9 protein-coding genes and 1 other RNA gene are annotated in these 14037 nt (G+C 57.7%); 5 read left to right on the forward strand and 5 right to left on the reverse strand.

Annotation, left to right across the window (positions count from 1 at the left end; translation table 11 throughout):
- Positions 1–37: 37 nt before the first annotated feature.
- Both sufB and sufA read right to left on the reverse strand, forming a co-directional pair.
- A complete protein-coding gene (gene sufB, locus OXR61_RS02425) occupies positions 38–1531 on the reverse strand; it encodes a Fe-S cluster assembly protein SufB (protein WP_021506232.1) in 1494 nt (497 codons plus the stop codon).
- A gap of 7 nt (positions 1532–1538) precedes the next feature.
- Positions 1539–1913, reverse strand: coding sequence for a Fe-S cluster assembly scaffold SufA (gene sufA / locus OXR61_RS02430; RefSeq protein ID WP_010616252.1), 375 nt, complete (start codon positions 1911–1913; stop codon positions 1539–1541).
- A gap of 390 nt (positions 1914–2303) precedes the next feature.
- Here sufA and OXR61_RS02435 point away from each other — a divergent pair, with 390 nt between their 5' ends.
- A complete protein-coding gene (locus OXR61_RS02435) occupies positions 2304–2708 on the forward strand; it encodes a hypothetical protein (RefSeq protein WP_021506233.1) in 405 nt (134 codons plus the stop codon).
- Between the two features lie 30 nt (positions 2709–2738).
- Here the strand turns inward: OXR61_RS02435 and OXR61_RS02440 are convergent, their stop codons facing one another.
- A complete protein-coding gene (locus OXR61_RS02440) occupies positions 2739–5792 on the reverse strand; it encodes an FAD-binding and (Fe-S)-binding domain-containing protein (RefSeq protein WP_021506234.1) in 3054 nt (1017 codons plus the stop codon).
- A gap of 204 nt (positions 5793–5996) precedes the next feature.
- On the opposite strand from OXR61_RS02440, the gene ydiK reads away from it, so the two are divergent.
- On the forward strand, positions 5997–7109 hold the full coding sequence (ydiK, locus tag OXR61_RS02445; protein ID WP_021506235.1) for an AI-2E family transporter YdiK: 1113 nt from the start codon (positions 5997–5999) through the stop codon (positions 7107–7109).
- A 330-nt stretch (positions 7110–7439) separates the two neighbouring features.
- Positions 7440–7547, forward strand: an RNA gene (gene rprA / locus OXR61_RS02450) — antisense sRNA RprA.
- Positions 7548–7687: 140 nt separating this feature from the next.
- Here rprA and ppsA read toward each other — a convergent pair.
- Positions 7688–10075: a phosphoenolpyruvate synthase gene (gene ppsA, locus OXR61_RS02455; protein ID WP_031279179.1), complete on the reverse strand. Its 2388-nt coding sequence runs from the start codon at positions 10073–10075 to the stop codon at positions 7688–7690.
- Positions 10076–10523: 448 nt separating this feature from the next.
- On the opposite strand from ppsA, the gene OXR61_RS02460 reads away from it, so the two are divergent.
- Positions 10524–11351: a pyruvate, water dikinase regulatory protein gene (locus tag OXR61_RS02460; protein ID WP_021506237.1), complete on the forward strand. Its 828-nt coding sequence runs from the start codon at positions 10524–10526 to the stop codon at positions 11349–11351.
- Between the two features lie 150 nt (positions 11352–11501).
- Complete coding sequence (locus OXR61_RS02465) at positions 11502–12548, forward strand: 3-deoxy-7-phosphoheptulonate synthase (RefSeq protein WP_021506238.1); 1047 nt, start codon at positions 11502–11504, stop codon at positions 12546–12548.
- Between the two features lie 6 nt (positions 12549–12554).
- On the opposite strand, the gene OXR61_RS02470 is transcribed toward OXR61_RS02465, so the two are convergent.
- A complete protein-coding gene (locus OXR61_RS02470) occupies positions 12555–13994 on the reverse strand; it encodes a protein adenylyltransferase SelO (protein WP_021506239.1) in 1440 nt (479 codons plus the stop codon).
- Positions 13995–14037 lie beyond the last annotated feature (43 nt).

Consider the following 14037-nt stretch of genomic DNA (forward strand, 5'->3'; position numbering starts at 1 on the left):
TCTTTCCTTCACATTGCTTCCGGCAACGCGTGTGGCATCAGCCGACACTGTGCTCAAGGCTGATCGCTAACAGTTTTTGCGCTTCCACGGCGAATTCCAGTGGCAGCTCGGAGAAAACGTCTTTACAGAAGCCGTTGACGATCATCGAGATCGCATCTTCTTCGCTAATGCCGCGCTGCAGGCAGTAGAACATCTGATCTTCACCGATGCGCGACGTCGTGGCTTCGTGCTCAAGCTGCGCGCTGTTGTTGCGCGTTTCCACGTACGGGAAGGTGTGCGCACCGCAGTCCGGTCCAATCAGCATCGAGTCACACTGGGTGAAGTTACGCGCGTTAGTCGCAGTCGGCATGATTTTCACCAGGCCGCGGTAGGTGTTTTGGCTCTTACCGGCTGAGATACCTTTCGAGATGATGGTCGATTTGGTGTTTTTACCAATGTGAATCATCTTGGTACCGGTATCGGCCTGCTGGCGACCGCTGGTCAGCGCGACGGAGTAGAATTCGCCCACTGAGTAATCACCGCGCAGGATGCAGCTCGGGTATTTCCAGGTAATGGCTGAGCCGGTCTCGGACTGCGTCCATGACATCTTGCTGTGCTCGCCTTCACACAGCGCACGCTTGGTCACGAAGTTGAGGATACCGCCCTCGCCTTCTCCGCCCGGGAACCAGTTCTGCACCGTGGAGTATTTCACTTCGGCGTTTTTGTGGATGATCACTTCAACCACCGCTGCGTGCAGCTGGTAGGTGTCGCGCACCGGCGCTGAACAGCCCTCGATGTAGCTGACGTAGCTGTCTTCATCAGCAATCAGAATGGTACGTTCGAACTGACCGGTTTTCGCGGCGTTGATGCGGAAATAGGTCGACAGCTCCATCGGGCAACGCACGCCTTTCGGGATGTAGACGAAGGTACCGTCGGACGCCACCGCCGAGTTGAGCGCAGCAAAGAAGTTATCGTTGTGCGGCACCACGGTGCCAAGATACTTCTGTACCAGCTCCGGATGATCGTGGATCGCTTCACCGAAGGAGCAGAAAATAATGCCCTGCTCAGCCAGCTTGTCACGATAAGTGGTCGACACGGACACCGAGTCGAAAATGGCGTCCACCGCCACTTCTCTGCCTTCACGCACCGGCACGCCCAGCTGGTTAAACGCGTCTTCCACTTCTTTGGTCAGGTAATCGCTGGAGGCGACGCTGCCGGACGTCTGGGTGGCACCCGGTTCAGAGGCACAGCTGTCATCGCAATTGCCGCAGGACGGCGCGGAATAGTAGCTGTAATCCTGATAATCGAGTTTGTCGTAGTGCGCTTTCAGCCAGTGTGGCTCTTCCATCTCCAGCCAGGCGCGAAACGCCTTGAGACGGAACTCCAGCATCCACTCGGGTTCGTTACGTTTGGCCGAAATGGCACGCACCACATCTTCATTGATGCCGTGTGCCAGTTCGTCGGTTTGCAGCTGGGTGAAGAAGCCTTCTTTATAGTTCAGGCTGCCTTCCCAGGTTTGTACATCGTCAGATGCTTCGCTGTGTCGTGACATATTTCACTTACTCGACGCCAAAGCTTTCACCGCACCCGCAGGCGTGCTGAGCTTTAGGGTTGTTGAATTTAAAAATCTGGTTCAGGCCTTCGCGGACATAATCCAGCTCGGTACCGTCAACAAACGGCATCGCCTGAAGCGGCACAAACAGTTTTGCGCCATATTGCTCGAACTGCAGGTCGTCATCGGCAGGCGCTTTCACCAGGTCCATAACGTACCCAAAACCGGCACAGCCGGACTGTTTCACACCCAGTTTCAGGCCCTTAACTTCCGGGTCCTGTTCCACCAGGCTGAGAATCTGTTTCGCTGCCGACTCGGTCAGCGTGAGCCCTTTCCAGACGAATTCGTCAGGTGAAAAAGACGCTGCATTTACTGATGACATAGTGCTACCTCGTAAGTCTGGGCCTTTTCAGGCTATCCCCCTATGGTAGTGATATCAGATATCACTTCAACCTCTTGTTTTGCAGGGATAATCATCTCGTGCTGTTTTTTACTGCTGCTTTATTAAGCATAGTCCCTTCCCACCAGCTTGTGCGCGCCATTCCCGCGCGCGCCGTCAGAACGTAACCTGTTCATAAGCCGTAAATTTTCCAGTTCGCTTTTTACGTTTATGCTCTGATTGATAGGTTACGCCTTTGCTGAATGTAAAGAGATTGTTATTGCCGATTTTTGTAACAGGCAAAGGAAATCAATAAAATTTCACGGCGGGAATTGCATTCCTGGCGCGGTTTAATATGATAATGATTATCATTAACCTACTTTGGGTGGCGACATGACGCTTTCCGTCTCAGCCTGGTTACAACACAAAATCGACGAATATAAGTTTTCGGTCCGTGATATCACCGTCGACTTCTATCTGGCTCAGGCAAAGCTCAACCGCACCGATTGTTCCATTGAACAACTGCGTCGTTTTAACGATACCTGTCTCGACATGGCCGAAATCTGCCAGCTGAACGGCGACGATCACAGCTACCTGCACGCGATGGGCAAGCTGCACCACCGCTTAGTGCAGGAGATGGGCAATGCCGATCGCGATCGCCTGTTCCGTATTCAGGCTTACCAGCTGGCGCGCCTGTCGCTGACCCGTTTGTGTCATCAACTGGCGCTCAGCGGCGACTGGGACCAGGCGACCCGCCTGCAAAGTGATTTCGTCCGCCACGCAGGCTGGATATTCTAATCCAGCTTTGTGACGGCTCCTACAATTTGTTTACATCAATTCCAGCAAAGCCTGTAGCGGATGGCGCATACCGTTGCCCTCGGCGCGTTTCACCTGGCTGCGGCAGGAGAAGCCGGTCGCCAGACAGCGCTGACGCGGCAGCTTCTGCAGTTGCGGATGCCACGACAGTTCATAAATGCCCAGCGAGTTGGCCAGATTTTTACTCTCGTGACCATAAGTGCCGGCCATGCCACAGCAGCCCACGTTGATGTTCTCCAGCTTCGCACCAAAACGGGCAAAAATAGCCTGCCACTGATTAGGCGTTGACGGCAGCGCCGTGACCTCGGTGCAGTGGGCAAACAGATACCAGGCTTCGCCGCTGGCGATCTGCACCTCGCGCCCGGCCAGCACGCCGTGCAGCCATTCATGCACCAGCTGCACACTGAACGTGCCGCGCTGCTCGCCAAGCACCTGCTGATATTCGTCGCGATAGCACAATACCGTGGCCGGATCGACACCGACCATCGGCACACCGAGCTGCGCCACCCGGTTGAGGAACTCAGCGGTTTTGCCGGCGGTGCGGGCAAAGCGCTGCAGAAAACCTTTCACGTGCTGCGCTTTCCCGTTAGGTGAGAACGGCAGTAGCACCGGCCGGTAGCCGAGTTTTTCAATCAGCCGGATGAAATCGGTCACCAGCTGCGCTTCGTAATAGCTGGTAAACGGATCCTGCACCACCAGCACGTGCTGTTCGCGCTGGGCCGCATCCATGGCTTCCAGCTGCTCAAGCGTGACCCGCATCGCCGGGTGGCCGCTCAGCTGCTGCTTCAGGCTCGGCGAGGAGAGCAGCGGCAGATCCACCATGCCGATGTGGCGCTGGCTGAGGTCGCGCATCCACGGCTGTTTCAGGAAGAAGTTGAACACCCGCGGTGCTTTCGCCATCAGCGGCGCATAGCTTTCGACCGACGCCACCAGATGGTCGCTGACCGGGCGCAGATAGCGGGTGTGATAAAGCTGCAGGAAGCGCGATCGGAAGTTTGGCACATCGATTTTAATCGGACACTGGGTCGAACAGGCTTTACACGCCAGGCAGCCGGACATCGCCTCTTTCACTTCATGCGAGAAGTCATATTCGCCCTGCTTCGCATGCCACGAATTGCGCGTGCGCTGAATCAGACTGCGCAGGCTGGCGCCCTGTGCTGGCAAGGCCTGCTCCAGCTTAAGCGGGTCGACGCCCTGCTCCGCCAGCAGGCGCAGCCACTCACGCGTTAGCGTGGCGCGTCCTTTTGGCGAATGGATACGATTGCGGGTGATTTTCATCGACGGGCACATCGGGCTGCGCACGTCAAAGTTAAAGCACAGTCCGTTGCCGTTACACTCCATCGCGCCGCGCCAGTCATTGCGTACCGTCAGCGGAATCTGGCGATCCCAGCTGCCGCGCGTGGCCGCATCGACCTGCATCATGGGCTCGTCGTTACCCAGCGGCGTACAGATTTTGCCGGGGTTAAGACGGTTATCCGGATCGAACGCCGCTTTGATGCGACGCAGCTCATTAAACAGCGTTTCGCCAAAGAACGCCGGACTGTACTGGGCACGGAAGCCTTTGCCGTGCTCGCCCCACAGCAGACCGCCGTAGCGCGCGGTAAGCGCCACCACTTCGTCCGAGATCTGCTTCATCAGCATCTCCTGCTGCGGATCGCACATGTCCAGCGCCGGACGCACGTGCAGCACGCCGGCATCCACGTGACCAAACATGCCATAGCTCAGGCCGTGGCTGTCGAGCAGCGCACGAAAATCCACAATGTAATCCGCCAGATGCTCCGGCGGCACGGCGGTGTCTTCCACGAACGGAATCGGTTTGGCGCGCCCTTTGGCGTTGCCAAGCAGACCTACCGCTTTTTTACGCATGTTATAGATGCGCTCAATGCCCGCCAGATCATCACACAGCTGATAGCCCATCACGCCACCCTGCTGCTGCGCCATCAGCTCATCCAGCCGCGCGCACAGCGTGGTCACCTGCTGCGCAATCAGCGCCGCATCGTCGCCGGCAAACTCGACAATATTCAGGCCGAGCATCTCTTTGCCTGGCACATCGGTGATCAGCTCGCTGACTGAATGCCAGACAATATCCTCGCGCGCCAGGTTCAGCACTTTCGAATCCACCGTCTCCACCGACAGGGCCTGCGCCTCAACCATAAAAGGCGCATTGCGTAGTGCGGAATCGAACGAATCGTACTTAATGTTCACCAGCCGGCGCACTTTGGGAATGGGTGTGATATCCAGCCGGGCTTCGGTGATAAAGGCCAGCGTGCCTTCGGCGCCGCACAACAGGCGCGTCAGGTCGAAAGTTTGCAAATCATCACTGAACACATGGCGCAGGTCATAACCGGTGAGGAAGCGGTTCAGTTTGGGGAATTTTGCCAGAATCAGTTCACGCTGGTCGCGGCAGCGGTTAAGCACTGCTTTATAGATGCGCCCTTCAGCGGTCGGCGTCGTGGCCAGCTGTTCCGCCAGCGCGGTGGGCATGGCGCGCGTATCAAGAATTTCGCCGCCCAGCAGCACGGCACGCAGGCCTTCGACGTGATCGGAGGTTTTGCCATACACCAGCGATCCCTGACCGGAGGCATCGGTATTGATCATGCCGCCCAGCGTAGCGCGGTTACTGGTCGACAGCTCCGGAGAGAAGAAAAATCCGTACGGCCTGAGCCAGGCGTTGAGCTGGTCCTTCACCACGCCGGCTTCTACCCGCACCCAGCCCTGCTCGGTGTTGATCTCGAGGATGCGGTTCATGTAGCGCGACATGTCGACCACAATGCCCTGATTGAGCGACTGCCCGTTAGTGCCGGTACCGCCGCCGCGTGGGGTAAACACCAGGCTGTTGAAACGCGGCTCACCAGCCAGTCGGGCGATCAGCGCCACGTCCGCCGTTGAACGCGGAAACAGCGCCGCATCGGGCAGGAGCTGATAGATACTGTTATCGGTGGAGAGCGTGAGGCGGTCGGCATAGCTGGTCGCGGTGTCGCCGGTAAAACCTTGTTCTTTCAGCGACTGCAGGAATGTCAGCACCAGTTGAACGAGGCCTGGCGCCTGAGAAATCTGTGGGATCATTATTTCGTGACCGGGATGTTGTAAACGTTTGCGTGGTTAATTTTTTTCAGCTCTTGGTTGTATCACATTTTTTTGCCGCCCGCTGTTTTTTCAGGAAAACGGCCGCGTCGCGCTGCTTTTTCTGTTTAATTTTCAGGAAATAGATCATCATTGTGAAGGCGCCGCGGAGCGCCCTCCTGAAGGATTACTGAGGTCTGTGTTGTGATGAAAAGCCTGCAACGCGGTGTGGATCTACCGCAAATGTTGTTCTCGCTGATGTTTATTTTGCTGATGATCATTGCCTGTCTTTGGGTGGTGCAGCCGTTCATTCTCGGCTTCGCCTGGGCCAGCATGGTGGTGATTGCCACCTGGCCGCTGATGATTCGTCTGCAGCAACTGCTGTGGGGTCGCCGTTCGCTGGCGGTGATTGCCATGACGATTCTGCTGTTGCTGCTGTTTATTATTCCTATCGCGCTGCTGGTCAGCAGCCTGATTGATAACAGCGCGCCGGTCATCGCCTGGGCGACCCAGCGCCATCTGGTGCTGCCGGATCTCGCCTGGCTGCGCGATATTCCCTATGCCGGACGCAAACTCTATTCCAGCTACCATAAACTGATCGACGGCGGCGGCGCAGCGATCATGAGCCAGGTCCAGCCTTATATTGGCCGCACCACCGGCTTCTTTGTCGCCCAGGCCGGACACTTTGGCCGTTTCATGCTGCACCTTGCTCTGATGCTGCTGTTCAGCGTGCTGCTGTACTGGCGCGGTGAGCAGGTTGGTCTCGGCATCCGTCACTTTGCCTACCGCATGGGCGGACGGCGCGGTGACGCCGCCGTGCTGCTGGCCGGTCAGGCGATCCGTGCCGTGGCGCTCGGCGTGGTGGTGACCGCGCTGGTGCAGGGCGTGCTGGGCGGCATCGGCCTGGCGATTTCCGGCATTCCGTATGCCACGCTGCTGACCGTATTAATGATTCTTACCTGCCTGGTGCAGCTTGGACCGTTGATTGTGCTGGTGCCGGCAATTATCTGGCTCTACTGGAGCGGCGACACCACCTGGGGCACGGTGCTGCTGGTGTGGAGCTGCGTGGTCGGTACGCTGGATAACGTGCTGCGTCCGATGCTGATTCGCATGGGCGCTGATTTACCGATGATTCTGATACTTTCCGGCGTCATCGGCGGGCTGATCGCCTTCGGTATGATTGGACTGTTTATCGGTCCGGTCGTGCTGGCGGTCTCTTACCGGCTGGTTTCGGTGTGGATGCATGAAGCGCCGGCGCCGGATGACGATCCGGAAACGGCCATCGAAGCACTGGCGGAACACGAAGAGCCGCAGCCGTAACGCGCTTCCGGCGCATAACCGGGCGTCCAGCCCGGTTTGCTTATCCGCTTTTCCCTCACATCACCCAACGCGATTTGAATTAGTCAGCCGTGGTAAACACTCATTAATCCGTACCACTTAATTTCGCGGCACAATAATTTTTTCCATTAGTGATTTTTAAGAAAAAACGCACTTTTCAGCGTTTAAGCCCGATCGCACCGATAAAATGATTATTTTTCGCACTGATTCCTGTGCCGGATGGGTCATAAAACGTAATGAAAGATTATCAGCTTTAAACTAATAAGAGGATTCTTAAAGACGCCAGCGGCGGCGGTGAATAACATGTTCATTATGTTTTAAATCAAGCCACTGATTTTTAAACAACCTTTTTCCCCTGAGTAAAGTGAAGAATTGCTGTGTGTAGTCTTTGCCCATCCCCTGTGATGGGCTTTTTTTTGTCTGCAATTCAGCGATAAACAGAGCGGCCCGGCGGTGAACGCCGTCAGCGCTGGGTTTATGGCAATCTTAAGTGATGAAAAGTGGGATGGCAGAACAGACAGGTGCCCGACGATTGCCGGGCACCAGGCAGGTATAACAGATTACGCTTTGGCCGCGTCCAGCTCAGCGAGGCTCAGCCAGGTTTCCACCACGGTATCCGGGTTGAGCGACAGGCTGTCGATGCCCTGCTCCATCAGCCAGGCAGCAAAGTCCTGATGATCGGAAGGCCCCTGGCCGCAGATACCGACGTATTTGCCCTGCTTCTTCGCTGCCTGAATCGACATCGACAGCAGCGCCTTCACCGCATCGTTACGCTCATCAAACAGCGCCGACACTACGCCGGAGTCGCGATCCAACCCCAGCGCCAGCTGCGTCATGTCGTTGGAGCCGATAGAGAAGCCGTCAAAGTGCTGCAGGAACTGCTCTGCCAGCAGCGCGTTGGACGGGATCTCGCACATCATGATCACCTTCAGTCCGTTCTCGCCGCGTTTCAGGCCCTGCTTCGCCAGCTCGGCCACTACGGCCTCGGCCTGATCGACGGTGCGTACAAACGGCACCATGATCTCAACGTTGGTCAGCCCCATCTCGTTGCGCACGCGCTTCACGGCTTCACACTCCAGCGCAAAGCAGTCGCGGAAGCTGTCCGCCACGTAACGTCCGGCGCCGCGGAAGCCCAGCATCGGGTTTTCCTCTTCCGGCTCGTAACGCTCGCCGCCGACCAGGTTGGCATACTCGTTGGTTTTGAAATCCGACAACCGCACAATCACCCGCTTCGGCGCAAATGCCGCACCCAGCGTGGCGATCCCTTCGGTCAGCCGCGCGATGTAGAACTCCACCGGATCGTCAAAGCCTTTCATCATCTGACCAATCTGCGCCTGCAGTTCCGGCGTCTGCTGATCAAACTCCAGCAGGGCTTTCGGGTGCACGCCAATCATGCGGTTGATGATGAACTCCAGCCGCGCCAGACCAACGCCCTCGTTGGGCAGGCAGGCAAAGTCAAACGCGCGATCCGGGTTACCGACGTTCATCATAATTTTCAGCGGCAGATCCGGCATGGTATCAACCTGCGAGCTGGTGACTTCAAAGTCCAGCAGATCGTTATACACATAGCCGGTATCGCCTTCAGCGCAGGACACCGTGACCTTATGACCGTCCTTCAGGTGCTCGGTGGCGTCACCACAGCCCACCACCGCCGGAATGCCCAGCTCGCGCGCAATGATTGCCGCGTGACAGGTCCGACCGCCACGGTTGGTGACGATCGCCGACGCCTTTTTCATGATCGGTTCCCAGTCCGGGTCGGTCATGTCGGTGACCAGCACATCGCCTTTTTCGATGCGGTGCATCTCGCTGATGTCGTGAATCACCTTCACTTCACCCGCACCGATGCGATGGCCGATGGCCCGGCCTTCCACCAGCACGCTGCCTTTGCCCTGCAGGCTGTAGCGTTCCATCACCTGTCCGTTGGAACGCACGGTTTCCGGCCGCGCCTGCACGATGAACAGTTTGCCGGTGTGGCCATCTTTGGCCCACTCAATATCCATCGGACGCTTATAGTGCTGCTCAATCAGCACCGCCTGGCGCGCCAGCGCCTGCACTTCGTCATCGGTCAGGCTAAAGCGGTCTCGCTGTTCCTGTTCCACGTCCTCAATGCGCACCTGTTCGCCGTGCTCCTGCGAATCGGCATACACCATGCGGATCTTCTTCGAGCCCAGGGTACGACGCACAATCGCCGGGCGATTAGCGGCCAGCGTCGGTTTGTGCACGTAAAACTCATCCGGGTTGACCGCGCCCTGCACCACCATTTCGCCAAGACCGAACGCCGAGGTGATAAACACCACCTGGTCGAAGCCGGATTCGGTATCAATGGTGAACATCACGCCGGAGGAGGCGAGATCGGAACGTACCATGCGCTGCACACCTGCCGAGAGCGCCACGCCACGGTGGTCGTAGCCCTGGTGCACGCGGTATGAAATAGCGCGATCGTTAAACAGCGAGGCGAATACGTGCTTCACGGCCACCAGTACCGCGTCGAAGCCCTGCACGTTAAGGAAAGTTTCCTGCTGGCCGGCAAACGAGGCATCGGGCATATCCTCGGCGGTGGCCGAAGAGCGCACCGCAAAGGAGGCTTCGGCGTCATCAGCAGAAAGTTGTTCATAGGCGCTGCGGATCGCCGCTTCCAGCTCTGGCTGGAAAGGCGTATCCACCACCCATTGACGAATCTGTTTGCCGGCCTGCGCCAGCGCTGCAACATCATCAATATCCGTGTTGTCCAGCAATGCATAAATACGCTGGTTCAGTCCGCTTTGGTCGAGAAACTGATTAAAAGCGTAAGATGTCGTCGCGTAGCCGTTTGGCACGGATACCCCGAGCGACGACAAATTGGTAATCATTTCTCCCAGGGAAGCATTCTTGCCCCCTACCCGATCAACATCATGCATGCCAAGCTGGTTGTACCAGAGCACTAGCGACTGTTGGTCTTGATTGGACATTGAGATTATCCTTTTAAATGATTGGAGCACATGGAACATTTTGCTATTCGCCAAATCAGCCTGGCACAATCAATTAATAAAGACTAAGTGTTGAATCGTTAAAGCAGAAAATCAGCGTTAAAATCGGATTACTCCCCGAAAAGCGCCTAGTTGCGCAACGCAGCTATTTTTTGCCAACCTATTGGCAATGCGATATTTTTCACTTTTTCATGAGGTTAGGCGCGTTTTTTGTTGCGCAACGCTTGCCGTTTTTATTTTGCGCCCGCGCGGGCAAAAGCGAGAAATTAGCTCTGAACAACCCGGTATTTCATCTATGATGGGTAATCAGCGCAGCGTAAAAATAGATTATTCGCCGGCCAGATATGGATATTTCATTTTACCCTTAGTGAAAATGAAATATTTTAGACGATAATGTTACGCAAAAGTAAACAAAAGCATGAGGTCAACCATGAGCACTGAACGCAGCGTATTCTATATCTCTGACGGCACCGCCATCACCGCGGAAGTGCTGGGCCACGCGGTGCTGTCACAGTTTCCGGTGAATACCAACAGCGTGACGCTGCCGTTCGTGGAGAATGTGCAGCGCGCCCAGGCGGTGAAAGCCCAGATCAATGCGCTCTACCAGCAGAGCGGCGTGCGCCCGCTGGTGTTTTTCTCGATTGTCACGCCGGAGGTGCGCGACATCATTCTGGAGAGCGAAGGCTTCTGCCAGGACATCGTGCAGGCGCTGGTGGCACCGCTGCAGAGTGAACTGGGCGTGGCCTCGATGCCGGTGGCGCACCGCACCCACGGCCTGACCGCCAGTAACTTAGGCAAGTACGATGCCCGCATCGCCGCGATTGATTACACCCTGGCGCACGATGACGGTATTTCGCTGCGCGGGCTGGAAGATGCGCAGGTGATTCTGCTGGGGGTATCGCGCTGCGGCAAAACACCGACCAGCCTGTATCTGGCGATGCAGTTTGGCGTCCGCGCGGCTAACTATCCGTTCATCGCTGATGACATGGATAACCTAAAGCTGCCGCCTGCGCTGCGCGCCCATCAGCACAAGCTGTTTGGCCTGACCATCGATCCGGAACGGCTGGCAGCGATTCGTCAGGAGCGCGCTGAAAATACCCGCTATGCGTCAATGCGTCAGTGCCGGCTGGAAGTCGGTGAAGTGGAAGCGCTGTTCCGCACCCATCAGATTCGCTATCTCAACAGCACCAATTACTCTGTCGAAGAGATCGCCACCAAAATCCTCGACATCATGGGCCTGCGCCGCAGCATGTACTGACCTCACCTGCCAGGTTGTAAAGCCTGGCTGCCGTCAGTAATGAATAGCCTTTTGATTTAGCTGGTTGAATTCACGGGCTAATGGTTTATTGTGATCATCATCACTTCCCGGTATTTCACCGCTGCGAAGAACAGATTTTTGAGAATCCCAATGAACAAAACTGATGAACTGCGCACCGCGCGCATCGGCACGCTGCTGACGCCGGCCGCGCTGGCGCAACAACACCCCATTTCGGCGGCGATTGCCGCTAACGTTACCGCCGCGCGTCAGCGTATCGCGCGCATCCTGACCGGTGAAGATCCACGCCTGCTGGTGATTATCGGCCCCTGCTCGCTGCACGATCCCAAGGCCGCGCTGGAGTACGCAGAGCGTCTCAATCTGCTGCGTGAACAGCACAAGGACCGGCTGGAAATTGTGATGCGCGCCTACTTTGAGAAGCCGCGCACCGTGGTGGGCTGGAAAGGCCTGATTTCCGATCCGGATCTCGATGGCAGCTTCGACGTCAACCGCGGCATCGCTATCGCGCGCCAGCTGCTGCTGGATATCAACGCCATCGGCATGCCAACCGCCACGGAATTCCTCGATATGGTGATCGGCCAGTTTATTGCCGACCTGATCAGCTGGGGCGCGATTGGCGCGCGCACCACCGAGAGCCAGATTCACCGTGAAATGGCCTCGGCGCTCTCCTGCCCGGTGGGCTTCAAGAATGGCACCGACGGCAATGTGCAGATCGCGGTTGATGCGATTCGCGCCGCGCGCGTCAGCCATATGTTCCTGTCACCCGACAAAACCGGGCAGATGACGATTTATCAGACCAGCGGCAACCCGCACGGTCACGTGATCCTGCGCGGCGGGCGTCAGCCAAACTACCACGCTGAAGATGTCGCCGCTGCGGCCGCCAACCTGCGCGACTTCAACCTGCCGGAACAGCTGGTGATCGACTTCAGCCACGGCAACTGCCTGAAGCAGCATCGCCGCCAGCGCGATGTGGCGCAGGACGTGGCGGCGCAGATCCGTGCCGGTTCGCGGGCAGTGGCGGGAGTGATGATTGAGAGTTTCCTGCAGGAGGGGAATCAGAAAGTGGTGAGCGGCCAGCCGCTGACCTACGGCCAGTCGATTACCGATCCGTGCCTCGGCTGGGATGACAGCGCGGAGGTGCTGGCGCTGCTGGCGGCTGCCGTGGACAGCCGCTTCTGATGCCTGCTAGCTGGAGCAGCTTACCTCCAGCGTTTTTCCCCACTCCGGCGGCCGCTGGCGCAGTTCCGGGCTGATGGCCGCCTCGTTAAACGGCTGCTGCAGCGCCAGATGTAATCTGGCCAGCGCCGCCGTTTCCCCCTGCTCAACCTCATCGATCACCTGCTGGGCCAGATAGTTGCGCAACACCAGCGCCGGGTTAGCCGCTTTCATGACTGCCTGACGCTGCGCATCGCTGACGCCATCCTGCAGCAGGCGCTGGCGATAGCCGTGATACCAGCGGTCAAAGGCGTCACGGTCGATAAACTCGTCGCGCAGCGGTGAACGCGTCTCTGCCTGCTGCGTCTCGCTCAGCAGGCGGAACGTCAGGGTGTAATCGCTGTGCTCTGCGGTCATCAGCGCCAGCAGGTCAGTGAGAATGGCGTTATCCCCCGCATCGGCGGTCAGCAGCCCGAGCTTCGCGCGCATTTTCTCGCCCCACACCCGCATCAGCTCGCTCTCGTAATGGCTGAGCGCTTGTTTCAACTGCTCAGTGCTCAGCAAACCGGACAGCGCGTGCGCCAGGCGGTTGAGATTCCACAAGCCGATCATCGGCTGGTTGCTGAAGGCGTAGCGCCCCTGATAATCGCTGTGATTACAGATGAAATCCGCATCGTAGTCATCAAGGAAACCGTAAGGCCCGTAATCGAGCGTCAGGCCGAGGATCGACATATTATCGGTGTTCATCACGCCATGCGCGAAGCCGACGCTCTGCCACTGGGCAATCAGGCTGGCGGTGCGTTTGACGATATCGGTAAACCACAACAGGTAGCGATCGGCCTCCTGCTCCAGCTGCGGCCAGTGATGATGAATCGCGTAGTCCGCCAGCTGGCGCACTTTCTCCGGCTCGCCGCCGTAATAGAAATGCTCGAAGTGACCAAAGCGCAGATGGCTGTCGGCGATGCGCATCAGCATCGCGCCGCGCTCGCGGGTTTCACGCTGGACCGGTTCGTCGCCAATGGCCAGCGCCAGCGCGCGCGTGGTCGGGATGCCAAGATGGTGCAGCGCTTCCGAGGCGAGAAACTCGCGCACGCTGGAGCGGATCACCGCGCGGCCATCGCCCATGCGTGAATAGGGGGTCAGGCCCGCGCCTTTCAGATGCCAGTCAAGTTTGCGGCCGTCGGCGAGTTGCTGTTCGCCAAGCAGCAGACCGCGTCCATCGCCCAACTGGCCGGCCCACACGCCAAACTGGTGCCCGCTGTAGACCTGCGCCAGCGGCGACATGCCAGGAAGTAACGCTGCGCCATACCACACGCCGTGGCCTTTGCCAGCAAACAGCGCGGCATCCAGGCCCATCTCCTGCGCCAGCGGGGCATTGTGATAACACAGCCGCCCGCCAGCAAGCGGCGTTGGGTCCAGCGCGGTGTAGAATCCCGGCAACGTCTGCTGCCAGCTATTAATAAATTGCATCGACACTCCGGAAGGTGCGCAACGGTGCGCCACCCGCATTGCG

It is taken from the genome of Pantoea sp. GM_Pan_4 (genome assembly GCF_026541005.1).
Lineage (GTDB): Bacteria > Pseudomonadota > Gammaproteobacteria > Enterobacterales > Enterobacteriaceae > Pantoea > Pantoea dispersa.

Excerpts from the sequence above, each read along its gene's own strand:
- sufB (WP_021506232.1), bottom strand. The coding sequence starts at position 1,531 with ATGTCACGACACAGCGAAGCATCTGACGATGTACAAACCTGGGAAGGC.
- sufA (WP_010616252.1), bottom strand. The coding sequence starts at position 1,913 with ATGTCATCAGTAAATGCAGCGTCTTTTTCACCTGACGAATTCGTCTGG.
- OXR61_RS02435 (WP_021506233.1), top strand. The coding sequence starts at position 2,304 with ATGACGCTTTCCGTCTCAGCCTGGTTACAACACAAAATCGACGAATAT.
- OXR61_RS02440 (WP_021506234.1), bottom strand. The coding sequence starts at position 5,792 with ATGATCCCACAGATTTCTCAGGCGCCAGGCCTCGTTCAACTGGTGCTG.
- ydiK (WP_021506235.1), top strand. The coding sequence starts at position 5,997 with ATGAAAAGCCTGCAACGCGGTGTGGATCTACCGCAAATGTTGTTCTCG.
- ppsA (WP_031279179.1), bottom strand. The coding sequence starts at position 10,075 with ATGTCCAATCAAGACCAACAGTCGCTAGTGCTCTGGTACAACCAGCTT.
- OXR61_RS02460 (WP_021506237.1), top strand. The coding sequence starts at position 10,524 with ATGAGCACTGAACGCAGCGTATTCTATATCTCTGACGGCACCGCCATC.
- OXR61_RS02465 (WP_021506238.1), top strand. The coding sequence starts at position 11,502 with ATGAACAAAACTGATGAACTGCGCACCGCGCGCATCGGCACGCTGCTG.
- OXR61_RS02470 (WP_021506239.1), bottom strand. The coding sequence starts at position 13,994 with ATGCAATTTATTAATAGCTGGCAGCAGACGTTGCCGGGATTCTACACC.